This window comes from Limnoglobus roseus (genome assembly GCF_008254045.1).
In the GTDB taxonomy this organism is placed as follows: domain Bacteria; phylum Planctomycetota; class Planctomycetia; order Gemmatales; family Gemmataceae; genus Limnoglobus; species Limnoglobus roseus.
On sequence record NZ_CP042425.1, the window covers coordinates 5,206,912 to 5,225,828 of the forward strand.

An 18,917-nucleotide genomic window follows, 5' to 3' on the forward strand; every position below is an offset into this window, starting at 1 on the left:
ACATCCCACTCCGCATCGGTAAGAAGCGCGTAAGCCGGGGGGACGTATTTTCGCGAAGGGTTTTTATGCCACCAATAGCGGCGGTGTTCGCGGTTTTCAAACGCACGGGATCGAACGGCCATCATCGTACTACTCCTTCAAAGAGTTTGAACTTATCGGCTCGCGTCATACTCGAGCCCAATCGCTTGACAGAAGTTACGCATCTCGAAGAGGTCGTACTTCGCGACCGTCGGGCATGCCGTCTCGCTGCCGTTCTTCAGGAACTCGGTCGTCCGCTGTAACAGCTCGTCGGGCGTGTCGAAGGGGATGTAATCCACCCAGGGGGTTAGAATGTTCCCCGACAACGTCTGGCTGATCACCGGCCGCTCGCACGCCAGCGCCTGGGCGACACGGTTCTCGAAGTTGGGGTAGTCGTTGTTGTGGATGTTGAGGACCACCTTCGAGCGGTTCATCAACTCCCTCGCGTCCTCGTCGCGGAGGCCGTGGGCGACGTGGGCGATCTTGTACCGCATCTTCAACGGCATCAAGAACTGCTCGCGGTAGTCGGTGCCCCGGCCGAGGAAGCAAATGTCCAAATCGGGGGTGACCTTCTCCGGGTAGAAGAGTTTTCGGCTCACCGGCAGTGGGTAACAGACCAATTTTCCGAATCCGAGCGACTTCAGCAGTTCGCCCGAGGACGGGTCGAAGTGGACGATCAGATCGTAATCCAACCGGTTGGCGGCCAGCAGGGAACGCAACCGTTGAATCTGGTCGGGATGCTGGGGGCCGTTCCATGAGTGTGGGACCGGCTCCGACGAATACCCGATGACCGAAATCCCGTCGGCCTTGAGAGCCTTAAACGCTTCCGGCTGAGCCGTGAACCACTCCGGGCGGAAGACGAGAACGGTTTTCGCCCGCACCTGTTTGGCGAACGCCGGCAGGTGCTGGAAGACGTTCCAGTCGGCTGACGTAATCGGGAACTCGACGTTCCGCTCGTCCGACAGCAGGTCGTAGTAGGCCGAGCGATAATACTCGGGCTGACCCACGATCAGGATAGGGCCGTGGAATCGCGGCTGAGCGGGTGCCGGCGGGTTGACAAAAATCCGGTTGCCGCCCGTCGGAGCGGCTGCCGCTGTATCCGTGACCGCTCCCACGACCGCCCGCTCCACCACCCGGGCGCTCCCCTCCCAGTCAATCGTCTTCAGGTACTCGAACGCCCGCAGCAGTTGGTTGTCCCGCAGTTCCGGGAAGGTCAACAGCCGCTCGATTGTCCCGGCGAGGCCGGTCGGGCTCGGCTCCGCGAGGGCAATCACCCCGGGCGGGTAAACCGCCGCGTTGTTGTCGCCGGCCAGGTCCACGACCGGGAGACCGCACGCCATCATTTCGTTCGGAATGATGCTGTAGTTCGTCGCCGACAGCACGATGCCGACGGAGGCTTCGCGGTACATCCGCCCCAGTTCTTGCGCGCCCAGCACCCCCAAGTTGCGATACTTGTACTGCACGGGGCCGGGGTTGATGTCCTGCCCGAACAGATCGACTTCGAGGTTCGGAATCCGCCGGGCGAGTTCGTCCAGCGCCATCAACCCGAGTTCGACGGCCCGCCGCGGCGTCAACGCCCGGGCATAGAAGGCCACCCGATTCGGAGCCCGCTGGACGCGGGTATCCAGGTGGTAGTACGTGGGGTCGTAAGCGAATTCGAAGGCCGTCGCGCGGTTGCCGTACTTCTCCCGCATCAAGTTTTCGAGCCACCGGCCGCCGGTAATGCAGGTGAAGCCGAACCGGTACGAGTTCTCGGTCAGGAGCGACCCCGACCCCGACGCCTCGAAGGTGGTTTCGTAATCTTGCACGAAGTAGAACCGGTGCCGAACGTGGGTTGCCGCCCGGGCCGGGTACGCACTCCATGCGTTGGTGGCCATCAACACGTCCCCGCGAATTTCCTCCGGGTGCGTGAGGTGGCGGACCTCCGCTTGCAGCGGGAAAAAGTGGTTGACGATCATCTCGCGAGACTGTGTTTCGGTGAAGCCGGGCCGGGGGTCGTAGATCCAGAACGTGTGCCGGTGCCCGAACTTCTCCAGCCAGTTGGCGATTCGGAAGATGTTCATGTGCCCGCCCGACCCGATGCTGGGGCCGGGAATAATCCAGGCGAAGTGGATGGCGCCTGGATTAAACGCGGTCGCGGGCGATCGCAGGGGCAAAGTTTCGGAGAACTGACCGGCCAGCCGGTAATGCGGAGGAATGTAGACGGGCGGGACGTACGCCTTACTCGTGGTCGGAGAGTATCCGAACTCTTCGACCGGGCGGTGGACGATGATATTCTCTGCCGCCACGCCGACTGGTTCTGGAGTGACCGGGATCGCCTCCGGAACTGAAGGAGTGGGGTCGAAGGTTGCGAGCGCGGGCGGGATGGCGTTCAGCGCCGTCGGGCGTGGCAACACTCGGAGCTTTTGGAGCGTCTTCTTCACGAACTTCTTACTCAGGCCGATCGACCCGTCACGCTTCCACACGCGAAGCATGCGCACTAGCCCGTAAGCGTACTTGCCGCGGAGGGTGTTGGGCGGGGCCACCGCGTGCCTCAGGCGGCGGAACCGCAGGACGGTCCGCCACGCCAGGCTATTCCGATCGGCCAACATTTCGGTGTGAGCCAAGTGCAAGAGGTGGTTCAGGTGCCCCGCGTGGGCCGTCAGGTCGTGGTGACGGTGGTGATAGTTGGACAGTTGCACGTGGGCGTAATCCAACTGATTCTGCAATTGGCTGGAGGCTTCTCGCGTGCGGCTCAAGGCGGCGTCCAGAGCCTGACGGTGTTCCCACTCCTCACGGACCAGGCGTTCGCGCAAACCTCGCTCCTGCCGTAACGCTTCTTCCGATTGCTGCATGACGCGGGCGAAGCTGGACCGGCTGTGCTCGAAATCGGCGACGGCGAGCTGCGAGCGGAGGACGGCCTGTCCCGCCCGGGACTTTTCCGCCGCGACGTCTTGCTGCAATGTTGACAGGCTGGCTTGCGATTCCGCGAGCTGTTGCTGCAGGTCCACCGCGCGGACCCGCAGGACGCCCAATTCTTGGCGGATGGCCAGGAATTGTGGCTGCTTCTCTGCGGCCTCGTTGCGGAGCGTGTTGTAGCTCTGCTCGACGTCCGCGGCTCGGCCGTTGATCGCTGCAATCTGTTGTTTGTAGTCCTGCTCGACTTCCGCGGCCTGTCCGTTGAGGGTTGCAATCCGTTGCTCAACTTTTGCTTGTTCCGCGGCAAGTTGCTCTTGTAATGATTGAGCTGTTTCGCAACTGAGGGAGTGCAATTGTTGAGCGATCGCGACTCGCTGTTCGGAGTCGGCGAGTTCCTGCGCGGCAGAATCGACCCGCCGCTGGACTTCCGCTAACGCACCTCGTGTCTGGGTGAGTTCGTCCTGTTTCTGGCCGAGTTCGTTCTGTTTTTGGGACAGCATTGCCTGCGAATTGACTAGTTGCTTGCGGAGACTTTCGGTCTGAAGAACTTGGTCGCCCAGCCGGGAGAAGTGTTGTCGGATGCGGTTCGTCTCGTGGAAGTTGGCGTTGAATAACTTCATCACCTCTGGGGCCAACCGTGAACCGACGCCGAGTACCCCCAGGCCATACCCGTGAAGGAATTCGAACGACGACGGGTACGTTTGTGTGATCTCGTCCCAGAACCTCCGGACCCCGAATTCTCGTTCCAGTACGTTCGTATCGTGGAATAAAACGACGGCCCGGTCGCTCAGCTTGGGAAGCCACGAAGAGAAGTCGCTCCGCACGGCGTCGTAGGTGTGACAGCCGTCAATGTGCAGCAGATCGATTGAGCCGTCCGTGAAGTACGGCAACGCCTTCTCGAAGGTCGAGCGGATCAACACCGAGAACCGATTGTAATTTGCCTCGTTGTACTGGCGCAGGTCTGTGTAAATGGATTCGTCGTATTCGCCGCTGTGCTCGTCGCCACGCCAGGTATCGACGGCGTAGCAGCGCGTCGGCAGATGACGGGCGTCGACGGCTTGGCAGAACGCACAGTAGGAATCCCCGGTGTGGGTTCCGAGTTCGACCAGCACCCGCGGACGCAACATCGCCACGATTTGCATGGCGAACGGCGTGTGCGTCGCCCACGCCGAGACCCCCGTGAACCGCTTCGGGTGCTCAATGGCGATCTCAAGGCCGTCGAACACTTCCGCAGCCGGCTCCGAATTCTTGGACCGAAACACTGTGAGTGCCGGCGTCACCACCGAATCATCCGAGTTAGACTCCACTGCGTTGGCTTCAAAGCTCATGGCCATCTCTCGGTACAATGTTCGTAACATCCACGCAAAACGTCTCGATCCAGATCGGTCATCGCGTCTGAAATCTTGACACAATTCATGCAAACCACCGACGTGTTACAGTCGGCATTTTCGGCATTTTCGGTGAACTCCGAGAGGCCAATTTCACTTCAACATCCGCGCGTGTGGCGCAACTCGTCGCCATTTCCTCCCTTTAGGGAGCGCAACCCAGTTAAAGCCATTCGCGTGTTGCCGCCGATAGGAAATACACGCATTGTGCCGATCAGGGGATTTCCCCGCGTTCCCTCGACGTCGAGATTCGGGAGTCATCCAATGAAGTTGCCCCCCGTGATCAATTCAGAAGCCGGACTGCTGCGGGCAGAACTCGCCCGCCTATTCGACGAACCGGCCGAGTCCCCTCCGGACGCCGCGGCAGTGTTGTCGTACTGGAAGCGACGGTTTCGCATTCTGCAAGATCAGGCGCGAAGCCTTGCCGCTGTCCGCCAGGAGTTCGCATCGTTTCAAGAGGCGACCGAACGGGGCGCAGCCGATGCCCGCCGCCTTCAGGCCGAGTTGCACCAATCGCAAGTTCAACTTCAGAACCACGCCGCCGCTGCGGAAAACTTCCAGGCCACGATCGACCAACTGCGATCCCACAACGACGCCTTACAAGCCACGGTCGCCTCGTTGAACGCGGAGGTGCGGGCCCGAGAATCGGTGCACCACCTGCAAGACGTTCTGGGAAATCGCGAGCGGGAGCACCTGGCTGTCATTCGACAGCAACAAGATGCTCTGGCGAACGCCCACCAACAGTTGGAACTCGTGCGGCGGTCGCGGGCTTGGCGGCTCGCCCACCGGCTCCGCACGCTTCTCCGCCCCGCCTGACATCACCGACCGGGCAGACGATTACGGCCTCGAAGGGGCATTATGTCCACATCCCACATGGCGAAGGATTACGCCACGGCCGTTGCGAAGGTCAGGCTGCGCTCGTTCCTTCAATCGGACCAGGTTCTCGATTTCACGCCCCCCGCAGCGGCTCCGCCGCGGGTCAGCGTGGTCATGCTCCTTTACAACCGCGCAGAATTTACTCTCAGTTGCCTATTCTCCCTGGCCTCCCTCGCCAACACGGTGTCCAAGGAATTAATCATCGTTGACAACTGCAGCACCGACGCGACGAACGAATTGCTGTCGCGGGTGCGGGGTGCGACGATCATCCGCAACCGCGAAAATGTCGGGTACCCGCGCGGCGTGAATCAAGGGGCCGCCCGGGCGACCGGCGACCACCTGTTACTGTTGAACAACGACACGGAAATCCTCGGCCGAAGTATCGACGCCGCGGTCGAGTTCCTCGACGCCCATCCCGACGTCGGCGTAGTGGGGGGCCGCATCATCTTGTTGGACGGCACCTTGCAAGAGGCTGGTTGCCTGATTACTTCGGACGGCTGGGTCTGCCAATATGCCCGGGGCCGGCAACCCGACGACCCGGCTGTGCTGTTCCGACGCGACGTCGACTACTGCTCCGCCGCGTTCCAACTGCTCCGCCGCGAGATATTCGAGTCATCGGGTGGCTTCGACGAAGTGTTCTCGCCCGGTTATTTTGAGGACCCGGATTTCGCGATCCGCATGCAACTCGCTGGTTGGCGTGCCGTTTACTTGCCCGAAGTCGCGATCCTCCACTACGAGAATGCGACCTCCGGACAGATGTTTGGCCAGAGCGAATTGGAGAAGCTCGTCCACCACCACCACAAGATTTTCTGCGCGCGTCATCGCAATTGGCTAGCCGAACAGCCTGCCAACACGCCGGAGAGCACCCTGCGACATCGCCGAGTGAATGACACCTCCATCAAAGTGCTGCTCGTAGGCGAGCCCGCAGATTCCGTTAGGGTGAGTCGGACAGTTCGGCTTTTGGAGTGGCTCGATGCGATGCCGACCGTCGCCTGGAAGATCGACCGGACCGAACGAGAGAGGTTCCAAGAACTGACCCCGCCTACGGTCGAAACACTCGTCATGAACTCTGCCGATGATTGCGAACGCTTTCTCACCGACCGCCGCGGATATTTCAGCCTTGCCGTGCTAATGTCCGACGAATTGCTCGCAGAATTTGCCACCGTGTTGTCGCGGCACGGCCTCCCCTTCGACGTAAGGCCCACAACTTCTCACCAGCTCCATGCTGCATAGCCCAGCGGGATGTCGGGGACGAATAGGGTCGCGGAGGCGGTCCACAACGGGAGACCGAGGTCGGGGGATCGTCCCCGAGGTGCGGAAGTCGCTTCTCCGGTTGGTGTGGGCATTCGTCCCGCCGTTGTGGATCGCCCCCTAACCCGGCTTCGGCCCGTACCTCCAACCGGCGGCCTCTTCGCCATCGAGCCGCAGCGTCAGGCACTTCGCGCTACCGCCGGCCTTCAGGAATTCGTCCAACTCGACTTCGATCGGTCGATACCCAGCGTGGGTCAGGTCCGTGGCTAACTTCGGGCACCGGCTGTTGTGAATGACCGTCGTACCGACGACCACGGCGTTGCACCCGAACCGGTCCGCCTCCGACTCCGCCACCGCGATCAGCGTCGGGACGTGCGTGTGCAGCACCCGCCGACCGTAGTCGTCGAACGCCTCCGGGAAGTACAGGGCGACCCCCGGCGCGAGCGGGCAGAAGCACGTGTCGAGGTGGTAGAACCGCGGGTTCACCAACTCCAGCGGGAGGACGCGGACGCCGAGGAACTTTCCGACCCACTGGTGGGCGGTCGCGTCCGACCGCGTGCGGTAACCGGCGAACAACGTGTCGCCGCAGAACAGCGCGTCGCCTGCGCCTTCGTGAAACATCTCCTCCGGCAAGTGTTCCACCCGGAAGCCCGCCCCGGCGAACCACTCGTCGAAGTGCGGCGACTCGCGAGCCCGGACCTCGTGCCGGAAGCGGCTGCTCAAGAACATTCCGTGGAAAATGAGCCCGGCGTTGGCGGTGAAGACGAGGTCGGGGAGGCCCGGCTGTGGGGGCATCAGTTCGACGCGAACGCCGAGTCCCACAAGGGTGTCGTAGAAGTGCCGCCACTGACGGGACGCGAGCGCGGCGTCGGCCCCGCGAGAGCGATTCATCCACGGGTTGATCTCGTACTCGATGCCGTAGTGGTCCGGCGGGCACATGAGGGTGCGCGGCTGCGATGGCGATGACATCAGCGACTTCCGTGAGTTCAGGAACGCGGCGAGTCTCTTTACCTTTTACCAGACCAGGGATCGGTCGCCCGGCTTGCTCACGTCCCGCCTCTCTCAAGTTCCGCCGCGAGCGACCGCAGGAACGGTTCGGCATCGCTCACGATGCCGACCGTCTGTGTGGTGCCCCGGTCCATCAACTTCGTGACGGTCGCGGGGCTGATGTCCACGCACGCCACCTTCACCCACGCGGGCAGCAAGTTCCCGACCGCGATGCTGTGCAGCGTCGTTGCCACCATGAGGCAGAACCCGACGCCGGGCACGAGCCGGCGCATCGCGTCCTGGGCGGCGAGCATGTCGGTGACCACCTCGGGCAGCGGCCCGTCGTCGCGGATGCTGCCGGCAAGTACGAACGGAACGTCCCGCAGGACGCACTCGTACATGATCCCGCTCGTGAGCCGACCCGTTTCCACGGACTTCCGGATGCCGCCGATACGCCGGATCCTGTTAATCGTTCGCAGGTGGTGTTCATGCCCTTCCACGGTCGGCAGCCCCTGGTCGAGTGAGACACCGAGGCTGGTGCCGTAGAACGCCTGTTCCATGTCGTGCGTGGCGAGCGCGTTGCCGGCGAACAGGACGTTGATGAACCCGTCGCGGACCATCTTCGCGACGAGTTCGCCACCGCCCGTGTGGACGACCGCCGGGCCGAGGACCGCGAGCACCTTGTCGCCCGCGGCGCGGGTCTTGCGGATCGCGGCCGCAATCTCTCGCACGCTTACCGCCTTCGGCCGCTCGCTGGACACTGGGCTCGCCATGAACTCGAACAGTTCGTGCCGCCGCATTTCGGCCTCCGGCGGGAACACCCGCGTGCCCTGGCGGCCGACGAGGACGTGGTCGCCAGTCTTGACCGCCGTCATCGGGACGCACCGCGCCGCGGTCCCGGTGGGATCGACCACGATGCCGCAGTCCATCTCCTGCCCCTCCACGTCCACCCAATCGCCCGCGAGCTTGACCTGCGTGCGGAAGTTGGTGGAGCAGTAGAACCCGTCCGGGTACGCGCCGGCGATGTCGGCCGGTACGGTCCCGCAGTCCCCCGACTGGGCCGGTACGGCACCGTGCGGGTGGATGTCCGCGAGTATCGTTTCGAGCTGTTCGGCCGCGTCCGCCCGGACCTCCAGGCGAACGAAACTGGGGTCGTCTTGTCGCTGGCCGAGCCGAAGGGTTTCAATGTGATAGCGCCCGCCCCGCGACAGGATCGCGTCGAGCACCTTCGGCAACAGGAGCGAGTCAACGATGTGGCCGGTCATTTCGACGTGTTCGACGTGTTGTGCGGACATACCGAACCTCTTAATGGGAGCCGATGGCCGTCTCTGAACTTGAATCCCCGAGCGACGGCGAAACAAGGCATCGACGACCCACGGCCGGGGCGACCGGACGAAACGGTAATATGCGGTGGAAGCCGGCCGACGGCTACATCAGCGTGAGCGTCCGGCGAGTTGGTTTGACGAAGGGCGTCCGGGCTCGACCTCGGCTGAGCGACGACGGTCGCTAGCGGTCGCAGAGCAGTTCGGACACGTCGGCGTTGGGCGGCCGGGTGGGGAGATGGGTGAGCAGGTCGTGGGCGTAGGCCCGCGGGTCGTGCCCGTGTCGCTCGGCGCCCGCCACCTCGCTCAAGAGGACAGTAGCCGGCCGTACGTGTTCGCAACGGTCACCGTGACGTCAGGCCGAGGGCCTTGATCCGCGAGGCCAGGGTGGTCGGCTTCACGCCGAGCAACGCGGCCGCCCCGTTCGGACCGGACACCTTGCCGTCGGCCTGCGCCAGAGCCGCCCGGATGTTGTCCGCTTCCAACTTCCGCACCTCCGCGTCGGTCCGCACCCGCTCGACAGCGGCCAAGGGCGGGGGCGGAACTGACAGCCGGGGCGAGTCGCCCGGCAGTTCGATGCTGAGCCTGCCTCCTTCCGAGGTGATGATCGCCCGCTCGATCGTGTGCTGGAGTTCCCGCACGTTCCCCGGCCACGAATAGCCCTGGAGTTGTCGGACCGCGGCGAGCGTGAGTTTCGGCTTCGGTCGACCGGCCCGGCGGGCGGCCAGGGTCAGGAAGTGGTCCGCCAAGAGCGGGATGTCCTCGGTCCGCTTCCGCAGCGGCGGGAGTTCGACCGGGAACACACTGAGGCGATAGTACAGGTCCAGCCGGAACCGCCCGGCCTCGGCCTCAGCCCGCAGGTCGCGGTTGGTCGCGGCCACCAGTCGCACGTTCACCTTCCGCGTCCGCTCCTCCCCAACCCGCTCCAATTCTCCTTCTTGAAGCACCCGGAGCAGCTTCGCTTGAAGTTCCAGGGGAATCTCGCCGACCTCGTCGAGGAAGAGGGTGCCGCCGTCGGCCAGTTCGAACCGGCCGGCCCGGTCCCGCAACGCCCCGGTGAACGACCCGCGGGCGTGGCCGAAGAACTCGCTCTCGTACAACTCCCGCGGCACGGCCGCACAGTTCACCTTCACCAGTGGCTGCCCCGCTCGCCGGCTGCGGCGGTGCAGTTCGCGGGCAACGAGTTCCTTGCCGGTGCCGCTCTCGCCGAGGACGAGGACCGCCGCGTCGGTCGGGGCTACGAGGTCAATCTGTCGGGCGACGGCTTCGAGGGCCGGCCCTTGCCCGACGAGTTCGCCGAACGCCCCGGTTCGGGTCACTTCCTCCCGCAGGTATTCGTTCTCCTCCTCCAGTCGCTTCCGCAGGGCGTCGATCTCCTCGAAAGCGCGGGCGGTCGCGATGGCGGCGGCGGTGTGGTCCGCGATTGTCCGCAGCCAGTCCATGCAGTCCGGGCCGATGGGGCCGCGGGCGAACACGGCGAGCACCCCGAGCGTCTGCCCGCGGTGGACAAGCGGTTGCCCGCCGAACCCGGCCACGCCCTCGGCCCGCATCCACACCGGCCGCGCCGCCCACGTCGGCGGGTCCGGCCACAGGTCTGGGGCTTCGACTGCCTGCCCGGTCGCGGCGATCCGCCCGACCTTCCGCACGCCGAGCGGGAATCGGCGGAAGGCACCGTCGATCCGCGTCCACTCGACGGCCGCGTCGTCCTGCGACCGGCCGGCGCTCGCGGCGAGGTGCAGGCACAGCGACCGATCCGGGCACTCGGCCATCATTGGGCAGCCGGAACAGTCCACGGACTTCTGCACCAGCCAGATCCGGGCGAGGGCCACCCGCGGCGAGACCGCCAGCCGATCGACGACGAGGCGAAGCAGACTCGCCAAGTTGTGTTCCCTCGCCATGTCGAGCAGCAGGCGTTTAGGGTCGTGGAAGAGATGTCCCGATACATCGATCGCCATGAGTGGCCCTCACGAAATCTCGCAGTTATACTACGATATTTCGTAATTTCACGAAATCTCGCGAACAATTCGAGCCGTGTAATTTTGACGTAAATATATTAATGGTAATAACTTCAGAAAAATCAATGCGATTGGCACACTTCGTGATCATCTGTGCTTTCATCGACCTCCGACTTTGCGAGGTGGAAGACCATAACCAAGAGGATCAAAGCCATGTCACGCCTGAACTCCGTTCACCCTGAAACTGCAACCGGCCGAGCCAAGGAACTGCTCGACGCGGTCAAACATCATCTCGGCATGGTCCCGAACATGACTCGTGCGATGGCCAACGCTCCGGCCGTCCTCGACGCCTACCTTCAGTTCAGCGGGGCACTTGCCAAGGGGGCGCTGTCGCCGAAGGTACGAGAGCAGATCGCCCTCGCGGTCGCCGAGGCGAACGGGTGCAACTACTGCCTCGCCGCCCACAACGCCGTCGGCAAGATGGTCGGGCTGACCGCGGACCAGATTCGGGATAGCCGCCTCGGTACGGCGGTGGACGCCAAGGCGAACGCGCTCGTTCGCTTCGCCCGGCAGGTCGTGAATGCTCGCGGACGGGTCACGGACTCGGACCTTGCCGCCGTGCGAACCGCGGGGTGGGACGACGGGGCGATCGCCGAGGTCGTCGCCAACGTCGCGGTTCACGTCTTCACCAACTACTTCAACCTCGTCGGCGATATTGCCATCGACTTCCCGCCGGTCGAGCCGCTGCCGCAAGAAACTGTCGCCGCCTAACGCTTCATTCTTTGACCCCGGACTCGATCCCGCGAGCGATTGCACGCGAGGATCGTCGCGGGAAGGCACACACAACTGAGGAGAGTCCGATGAACGCCTTCAACAAACTGTTCGAGATAGCTTCCCGGATGGATCAAGTCGGGGTCACACTCACCCGCATCGGCCTGGTCGTCGTGCTGGTGTGGATCGGCGGGCTGAAGGTCTACAAGTACGAGGACGAGGGAATCGTCCCGTTCGTGGCCAACAGCCCGGCGATGAGCTTCTTCTACCACCAGCCTGCCGGCGAGTATAAGCAGCATATGAACAAGGAGGGCGAACTCGTCCCCGCCAACCGCGAGTGGCATGAGAAGAACGGCACCTACGTCTTCGCCTACGGCCTCGGGTCGGTGATCGTGCTGTACGGCGTGCTCATCGCCCTGCACCCGGTCTTCCCGCGGGTCTCTGCCGCCGGCAGCTTCCTGGTGTTCGTGATGTCGCTGACCACGCTGTCGTTCCTCGTCACCACGCCGGAAACTTGGGTTCCGTCGCTCGGCAGCGCCGAGCACGGCTTCCCGCTCCTATCCGGGGCCGGTCGGCTCGTCGTCAAGGACGCCATCATGATGGGTGCCGCCGTTGTCACGATGGCCGACTCCGCGAAAAAGTACCTGCGGAGCCGGGCCGCGAGCCTGCAAGTGGCCGCCGAACAGTCGCTCGTGACCGCTTGATCCTTCAACCCCCACCCTTTCAGGAGACTGCCATGAATCCACCTGTGATTGCCCCGCCGTTCACGCTCGAAACCGCCACGCTCAAGGTGCGGGCCGCCGAAAATGCCTGGAATAGCCGCGACCCGGCCCGCGTCGCCTTGGCCTATACCGAGGACTCTGTGTGGCGAAACCGCGATCAGTTTATCACCGGCCGCGACGCCATCCGCGCGTTCCTGACCGGCAAGTGGGCGAAGGAACTCGACTATCGACTGGTGAAGGCCCTGTGGGCGTTCACCGCCGACCGGATCGCCGTGCGGTTCCGGTACGAATGGCACGACGCCGCCGGGAACTGGTTCCGCAGCTACGGCAACGAACTCTGGGAGTTTGACGCGGCCGGCCTGATGCGCCGCCGCGAGGCGAGCATCAACGACCTGGCGATCCGCGAGGACGAACGGACCTTCCTCTGGCCCGCCCCCGGCCCTCGCCCGGCCGACCATCCTGGCATTCCCGACGTGAAGTAACTCAAACCTGAAACCCATTCCGAGGACTTCTCATGATCACTGCCATCGTGAACCACCGGACCGTGAAGGTTGGCGACCTGGACATCTTCTACCGTGAGGCCGGACCGGCGGACGCCCAGGCGATCCTACTGCTGCACGGCTTCCCGACTAGCTCGCAGATGTTCCGCAACTTGATCCCGCAACTCGCGGACAAGTACCGCGTCATCGCGCCGGACTACCCCGGCTACGGGCACAGCTCGATGCCCCCGCACGATCAGTTCGCGTACACCTTCGACAACTTGGCGAAGGTGATCGACGCCTTCACCGAGAAGGTCGGCCTCACGAAGTACGCCCTGTACGTGCAGGACTATGGCGCGCCGGTCGGCTACCGCCTGGCGACGGCTCACCCGGATCGGGTGACAGCCATCGTCGTGCAGAACGGCAACGCTTACGACGAGGGGCTGGACAACGACTTCTGGAAGCCGATCAAGGCGTACTGGGCCGAGCCGACGAGTAAGGCGAAGCGGGACGCGATCCGCAACCTCGTCACCTATGACGCGACGAAGTGGCAATACACCGTCGGCGTGAAGCACCCGGAACGGGTCAGCCCCGACGGCCCGGCCCACGATCAGTTCCTGCTCGACCGGCCGGGCAACGACGAGATTCAACTCGACCTGTTCCTGAGCTACGGCAGCAACCCGCCGCTCTACCCGGCGTGGCAAGAATACTTCCGCACGCACCAGCCGCCCGTGCTGATCGCGTGGGGCGAACACGACCCGATCTTCCCAGCCGCCGGGGCCGCGCCGTACAAGCGCGACCTGAAGAACCTGGAGTATCACATTCTCGACGCCGGGCACTTCGCCCTCGAAAGCAACGGCGACGAGATCGCCGACCTGATCCGCAACTTCCTCGGCAAGCACCTGAAGGCGTAACCCGCCCGGAGGCATCATGGTGCGAACGTACCCCAGCGATGTGGCCTTTACCCCTGCGGTGAAGGCCGTGCAAGAGCGGGCCGGCTCCCGCAAGAGCTACGCCCGGATGGAGCGGGACGGCAGTTGGGAAACGACCGTCACCGACGATCTCCGGGAGTACATCGCGGACCTGGACATGTTCTACCTGACCACCGCGACGGCCGACGGCCAGCCCTACGTCCAGTACCGCGGCGGCCCGCCGGGATTCCTGAAGGCGCTCGACGACCACACGCTTGCGTTCGCCGACTTCGGCGGGAATCGTCAATACCTGAGTGTCGGCAACCTGAGCGAGAACCCGAAGGCGTTCTTGTTCCTGATGGACTACGCCAATCGTCGGCGGGTGAAGGTGTGGGGCACGGCCCGCGTCGTCGAAGACGATCCAGAACTGTTGGAGAAGCTTCGCGATCCGGCGTACCCCGGCCGGGTCGAGCGGGCGATTGTGTTCACCGTTGCGGCGTGGGACGTGAACTGCCCGCAGCACATCCACCGGCGGTTTTCGGAATGGCAGATCGCCCCGAAGATCGCCGCGCTCCAGGCCCGCATCGCGGAGTTGGAGGCCGAGGTCGTAAGTCTGAAAACGAAGCCCAAACACACTTGAGGAGAGCGACGATGGACATTCACCAAGCGGACACCGCACTCGTGATGATCGACCCGCAGAACGACGTCTTGAGTGAGGCCGGCGTCTCGTGGGGATTAGTCGGAGAGAGTATCCGGGAGAACAACACGGTCGAGAACATCGGCCGCTTGTTCCAGGCGGCGAAGGGCGGCGGGTTCGGGGTGTTCGTCTCGCCGCACTACCTGTACCCGCACGACCAGCAGTGGCGGTTCGGCGGGGCGGTCGAGAAAATGATGCTCGACGGCAAGGAGTTCTTCCGCCCCGACCCGCTCACTCTCGATGGGTTCCCTGGGTCTGGGGCCGACTGGCTTCCCCAGTACAAGCCGTTCATTGAGGACGGCCAGACGGTCGTGGTCAGCCCGCACAAGGCGTGGGGGCCGCAGACCAACGACCTCGTCTTCCAACTCCGCAAGCGGGGCGTGGGCAAGGTCGTGCTGGCCGGTATGCTGGCGAACCTGTGCGTCGAGAGCCACCTGCGGGAACTGATCGAACAGGGGTTCGAGGTGGCCGTGGTGAAGGACGCGACGGCCGCCCCGCGGCACCCCGTCCTCGGCGACGGGTACACGGCGGCCCTCATCAACTACGGCTACCTCGCGAACGCGGTCCTCACGACCGACGACGCGGTCGCCGCCATGAAATAACGGACCGTATCGCTTCCCGGAACGTCCGGCCATAAAACTCGCTTCAGCCCGCAACGGAGTCCGCACGATGGCGTCCCAACTTTCCACCAACCTGCTCGGCACGCTCGACACCCTGGCCGGCGGCGTCCACCCCGGCTTCCGCCCGGCCCACGCGAAAGGCACGATGTACGCCGGGAGGTTCACTCCCTTAGCGGGGGCCGCGGCCCTCACCCGCGCCCCGCACGCGGCCCGGCCGTCCACCCCGGTGACTGTGCGGTTCTCGCCGGCGGCCGGCATCCCGACCGTCGCCGACAACGACCCGAAGGGGTCCGGCCCGCAGGGCATGGCGATCCGGTTCCACCTCGCCGACCACGTCCACACGGACATCGTGGCCCACTCGCACAACGGGTTCTCGGTCCGCACTGGCGAGGAGTTTCTGGAATTTCTGCGGGCCGTCGCCGGCAGCGGCCCCGGTGCCCCGGAACCGCCGCCGATCGTCGCGTTCCTCGCCGCCCACCCAGCCGCGAAGCGGTTCGTCGAAGCGCCGAAACCGATTCCGACGAGTTTCGCTCGGCAGGCGTTCTTTGCCGTGACCGCGTTCCGGTTCACCAATGCGGCCGGGGCCAGTCGGTTCGGTCGCTTCCGCCTCACGCCAGAAGCGGGCACAGCTTTCTTAACGGCGGACCAAGCCGCGACCAAGACGGCGGACTTCCTGGCCGCCGAGTTGTCGGAGCGGCTCGCGAAGGGGCCGGTCGTGTTCCGCCTTCAGGTGCAACTCGCCCAGGACGGGGACGAAGTGGCCGACGCCACCGCCGTGTGGCCGGAGTCGCGCGAGGTGATCGAGTTCGGCACGCTCACCCTGACCGAGCGGGTCGATGAACTCTCGCCCGAAATGCGGAAGGTGATCTTCGACCCGGTCCCGCGGGTGGACGGCATTGATCCGTCCGGCGACCCGCTCACGGAGGTGCGGTCGGACATCTACCTCTTGAGCGGCCGCCGCCGTCGGGCCGCCGCCGGCGACGCTCGCCAGGCGTGAGCGACGGTCTTGCCGATCACGAGACGCGGGCGACGATCATCGTCCGATCGTCGTCGGCCGGATGACCGTCGGCAAACGCCTCGACCGCCCGGAGAACCTCTTCGAGCAGGCCTGCCGCCTGGAGCGCGCAGTTCCCCATCACCCGGTCGAGGCGGTCGGTGCCGAACAGCTCGCCCGTCCGGTTGGCAGCCTCGGTAATGCCGTCCGTGTAAAACAGAACCTGATCGCCCGGCTGGAGTTGCTGCACGGCCTCGTCGTAGGTTTCCTCGCCCGTGATTCCGAGCGGCAGCCCGCCGGCCGCGTCCAGCGGGATCAGACGCCCGTCCGCGCACCGCTTCAGGCGGGGCGGGTTGTGCCCGGCGCTGGCGTACGTCAGCCTTCGGCCCCTCGGATCGTACACGCCGTAGAAGGCCGTGATGAACTTTCCGCTCCCGCCCGTGTACAGCGTCACCAAATGTTGGTTCAGGTAGTCCAGCACCCGGCCCGGCGGTTGGGCCGGGCCGGGGTTGGTGTGGGCGATGCAGTGCGTGACGGCCATGAGGACCGCGGCCGGACTGCCGTGCCCGCTCACGTCGGCAATGAAGATTCCCCACCTACCGCCGGGGAGCGGGAAGAAGTCGTAGTAGTCGCCGCCCGCCCGGGCCGACGGCCGGTAGTACGCGGCCACGTCGAGCGTCGGAATCTTTGGCAGGGCCGCCGGCAGGAGCGACCGTTGCACTTCGCCGACGGCTTTCAACTCTCGGTCGAGGGCTTGGTTGGCCTGCCGCAACTGGTCGGAAAGGACGAGTGTGTTGGTCGCCCGGCCGAACAAGTTACTCATCCACACTAGCTCGGGCAGTTCTTCGCGGGCGAAGGCGGCCGGCTCCGTCCGCAGGAAGAGGACCATGTTCAGAGCGACCCCCTGGTCGAACAGCGGGACCGCCAGCAGCGACCGGTGGCCGGCCAGGTACTCGGCCGCCGGGTCGTCGGCGGGCACGGCCAAGTCGTCGACGACCCGCGGCTCGTTTCCGTAGATGAGATCGGCGACCAACCCGCCTTCCAGGAGCGGGAGGCGGTCCTTGTCGGTCCACGGGTTGACGGCGCCCGGCCACGTCGTGCTCCGGGTGACGCGGTAGCACGGGGCGGCGAGATCCCGCCGGCTGAGCGAGATCCGCCGGTCGATTCGCGTCAGGTGTTGGACCCGTTCGCCGTAGGCCCGGACCATCTCTTGCGGGTCGGTCTGGCGGCTCATCTCGCGCATCAGGTCCACGACGTGGGCCAGCCGCGCCTCCCACCCACCGTCTACTGCCCCGCCGTGCTCGCTCGCCATCCGCACCCTCCCGCCCGTGCCTCTGCCATCGATTGCCGCCTGACGACTTCGGTTCCAACACCGGGTCCGTTCGGCCGCCACCGGTTGTTCTACAGCGGCGACCAGCTCCAGGTCTGGCTTCATTACTCATCCAGCAACAGTGCCGGGCCGATTCGTTCTTGCGGTCCGTTTCGCGCATCGCTACGTTGGGCTTGCTCCCAGCCGTCGTGGGGTGGGTGACGCCAAGGAGACATCATGACGGTCAAGCGGATGGACAACGTCGGCATCGTGGTCGAAGACCTCGACGCCGCCATCGCGTTCTTCGCCGAACTGGGCCTCACGCTCGAAGGCCGCGCCCCGATCGAAGGGGATTGGGCCGACGGCGTCACAGGGTTGCGCAACATGCGCGTCGAGATTGCCATGATGCGGACGCCGGACGGCCACAGCCGGCTTGAATTGTCCCGGTTCCTCGCGCCGCCGGTCATCGCCGACCACCGCCGCGCCCCGGTGAACGCTCTCGGCTACCTCCGCGTCATGTTCACCGTGACAGACCTCGAGGATACCCTCGCCCGGCTCGGGAAGCGCGGCGCGGAGGTCGTCGGCCGAGTGGTCCAGTACGAGGACGTGTATCGGCTCTGCTACGTCCGCGGCCCCGAGGGCGTTCTCATCGGCCTGGCGGAAGAGCTCGTCCCAAGCGCGTCCCGATGACCGCGACCGTCAACCTCCCAATAACGATCGCGGCCGAGGTTACCTGCCGTAACCTCGGCCGCGATATTTCCTTCGAAAGGACGCCTCCTGTAGACTTGACTTCCTATGGCCGGGGGGCCGGCGGTCGCTCGCGAGGTTCCTTCTCGCCGAGCGGCGGCGGGGCAGGAGGGGTTTCTTTCCCGGGAGTCTTTGCGTCCGGGCGGCGTTCCGGTGGGGGCAGCGGGGTCTTGCCGTCTGGCGGGGGCGGAGGCGTTTTCCCGGCCGGGCGTTCCGGCTGGGGCGGTGGAGCTTTGCCGTCGGGGCCGTCCCGGCGATCCGCGGCCCGGCCGAGGTGCTCACCGACATGGCTCCACGCTTCGGCCGCGCGGGCCAGGTCGGCCGCCCGGTCGTACTCCTTCGCCTCGTAGGCCGCACGGCCGTCGGCGTACGCCTTCTTGGCCGCGTCGAGAAACTCCTTACCGATCGGGCCGCCCTCGGCCGTCGCGTCTTCGAGGCGGTCCTTCGCCCGTCGGAGTTCGCCGCGGGCCGGCTCCCACGGGTCGTCGCCCATCGGGCCGGCGGGCGGGGCCGGGGGCTTCGGCAGGTCCGGCACCGGCGTCTGGCTGGCTGAAATCCAGTGCTTCAACCCGCGGGCGGCGTCGTGGGCCGCAGCGGATTGTTCGGGGTTCGGCGGGCCATCCCCGTCGGCGGCCGCCACCGCGTCGCGGTACAGTCGCTTGGCCGAGTCGAACAATCGCCGACCTTCCTCCTCTCGGGGGCCGCCCTTCTTCGGGGCCGGACGAACGTCCGCGAGGATGTCGTAGGCCTTCCGCAGGTCGGCGATGTGCTTCGGCCCGGCCTTCTCTTTCGGCCCGTCCTTCGGGCCGGGGCCGTCCTTCTTGTCCTTCTTCGGCGGCTGGGCGAACGCCGTCGGGGTGTCGGCCGCCAGCGATACGGTCAACACGCCCGCGGCCAGCCCGCCGGCCGTCAGGAGTTTTCGGAGCGAGATCATCGGTCTTCTCCATGGGGGAACTGCCGGTGTCGGTCGGTGCG

17 protein-coding genes are annotated in these 18,917 nt (G+C 65.2%); 10 read left to right on the forward strand and 7 right to left on the reverse strand.

Going from position 1 to position 18,917, the window contains the following annotated elements:
- Nucleotides 1-152: 152 nt before the first annotated feature.
- A complete protein-coding gene (locus tag PX52LOC_RS42005) occupies nt 153-4,244 on the reverse strand; it encodes a rhamnosyltransferase WsaF family glycosyltransferase (RefSeq protein ID WP_218575130.1) in 4,092 nt (1,363 codons plus the stop codon).
- A gap of 321 nt (nt 4,245-4,565) precedes the next feature.
- On the opposite strand from PX52LOC_RS42005, the gene PX52LOC_RS21830 reads away from it, so the two are divergent.
- Both PX52LOC_RS21830 and PX52LOC_RS21835 read left to right on the forward strand, forming a co-directional pair.
- A complete protein-coding gene (locus PX52LOC_RS21830) occupies nt 4,566-5,117 on the forward strand; it encodes a hypothetical protein (protein ID WP_149112079.1) in 552 nt (183 codons plus the stop codon).
- A gap of 42 nt (nt 5,118-5,159) precedes the next feature.
- Nucleotides 5,160-6,410 (forward strand): glycosyltransferase family 2 protein, encoded by a 1,251-nt coding sequence (locus tag PX52LOC_RS21835; protein WP_149112080.1) that lies wholly within the window; start codon nt 5,160-5,162, stop codon nt 6,408-6,410.
- A 138-nt stretch (nt 6,411-6,548) separates the two neighbouring features.
- Here the strand turns inward: PX52LOC_RS21835 and PX52LOC_RS21840 are convergent, their stop codons facing one another.
- From PX52LOC_RS21840 to PX52LOC_RS21855, 4 genes are all read right to left on the reverse strand, one after another.
- Entirely contained in the window at nt 6,549-7,397 is an 849-nt protein-coding gene (locus PX52LOC_RS21840; RefSeq protein WP_149112081.1) for a dimethylarginine dimethylaminohydrolase family protein, read from the reverse strand.
- Nucleotides 7,398-7,474: 77 nt separating this feature from the next.
- Entirely contained in the window at nt 7,475-8,710 is a 1,236-nt protein-coding gene (locus PX52LOC_RS21845) for an ornithine cyclodeaminase (protein ID WP_149112082.1), read from the reverse strand.
- Nucleotides 8,711-8,921: 211 nt separating this feature from the next.
- On the reverse strand, nt 8,922-9,047 hold the full coding sequence (locus PX52LOC_RS21850; RefSeq protein ID WP_149112083.1) for a transposase domain-containing protein: 126 nt from the start codon (nt 9,045-9,047) through the stop codon (nt 8,922-8,924).
- 34 nt (nt 9,048-9,081) lie between these two features.
- Nucleotides 9,082-10,692 (reverse strand): sigma-54-dependent Fis family transcriptional regulator, encoded by a 1,611-nt coding sequence (locus PX52LOC_RS21855; protein WP_149112084.1) that lies wholly within the window; start codon nt 10,690-10,692, stop codon nt 9,082-9,084.
- A 213-nt stretch (nt 10,693-10,905) separates the two neighbouring features.
- Here PX52LOC_RS21855 and PX52LOC_RS21860 point away from each other — a divergent pair, with 213 nt between their 5' ends.
- The 7 genes from PX52LOC_RS21860 (at nt 10,906) to PX52LOC_RS21890 (ending at nt 15,889) form a co-directional block, all read left to right on the forward strand.
- On the forward strand, nt 10,906-11,463 hold the full coding sequence (locus tag PX52LOC_RS21860; protein WP_149112085.1) for a carboxymuconolactone decarboxylase family protein: 558 nt from the start codon (nt 10,906-10,908) through the stop codon (nt 11,461-11,463).
- Nucleotides 11,464-11,552: 89 nt separating this feature from the next.
- Nucleotides 11,553-12,167, forward strand: a complete 615-nt coding sequence (locus PX52LOC_RS21865; RefSeq protein ID WP_149112086.1) for a DUF417 family protein — start codon at nt 11,553-11,555, stop codon at nt 12,165-12,167.
- 32 nt (nt 12,168-12,199) lie between these two features.
- On the forward strand, nt 12,200-12,667 hold the full coding sequence (locus tag PX52LOC_RS21870; RefSeq protein ID WP_178132564.1) for a nuclear transport factor 2 family protein: 468 nt from the start codon (nt 12,200-12,202) through the stop codon (nt 12,665-12,667).
- 32 nt (nt 12,668-12,699) lie between these two features.
- Complete coding sequence (locus PX52LOC_RS21875; protein ID WP_149112087.1) at nt 12,700-13,578, forward strand: alpha/beta fold hydrolase; 879 nt, start codon at nt 12,700-12,702, stop codon at nt 13,576-13,578.
- Nucleotides 13,579-13,594: 16 nt separating this feature from the next.
- Nucleotides 13,595-14,215, forward strand: coding sequence for a pyridoxamine 5'-phosphate oxidase family protein (locus tag PX52LOC_RS21880; RefSeq protein ID WP_149112088.1), 621 nt, complete (start codon nt 13,595-13,597; stop codon nt 14,213-14,215).
- An 11-nt stretch (nt 14,216-14,226) separates the two neighbouring features.
- Nucleotides 14,227-14,874, forward strand: coding sequence for a cysteine hydrolase (locus tag PX52LOC_RS21885; protein ID WP_149112089.1), 648 nt, complete (start codon nt 14,227-14,229; stop codon nt 14,872-14,874).
- A gap of 67 nt (nt 14,875-14,941) precedes the next feature.
- The gene (locus PX52LOC_RS21890) at nt 14,942-15,889 is read left to right on the forward strand and encodes a catalase family peroxidase (protein WP_149112090.1); all 948 of its coding nucleotides are present in this window, start codon (nt 14,942-14,944) and stop codon (nt 15,887-15,889) included.
- Nucleotides 15,890-15,905: 16 nt separating this feature from the next.
- Here PX52LOC_RS21890 and PX52LOC_RS21895 read toward each other — a convergent pair whose 3' ends face one another.
- Nucleotides 15,906-17,198: a PP2C family protein-serine/threonine phosphatase gene (locus tag PX52LOC_RS21895; protein ID WP_149112091.1), complete on the reverse strand. Its 1,293-nt coding sequence runs from the start codon at nt 17,196-17,198 to the stop codon at nt 15,906-15,908.
- 234 nt (nt 17,199-17,432) lie between these two features.
- Here PX52LOC_RS21895 and PX52LOC_RS21900 point away from each other — a divergent pair, with 234 nt between their 5' ends.
- Nucleotides 17,433-17,885 (forward strand): VOC family protein, encoded by a 453-nt coding sequence (locus PX52LOC_RS21900; protein WP_149112092.1) that lies wholly within the window; start codon nt 17,433-17,435, stop codon nt 17,883-17,885.
- A 103-nt stretch (nt 17,886-17,988) separates the two neighbouring features.
- On the opposite strand, the gene PX52LOC_RS21905 is transcribed toward PX52LOC_RS21900, so the two are convergent.
- Entirely contained in the window at nt 17,989-18,876 is an 888-nt protein-coding gene (locus PX52LOC_RS21905; protein ID WP_149112093.1) for a hypothetical protein, read from the reverse strand.
- Between the last annotated feature and the right edge of the window lie 41 nt (nt 18,877-18,917).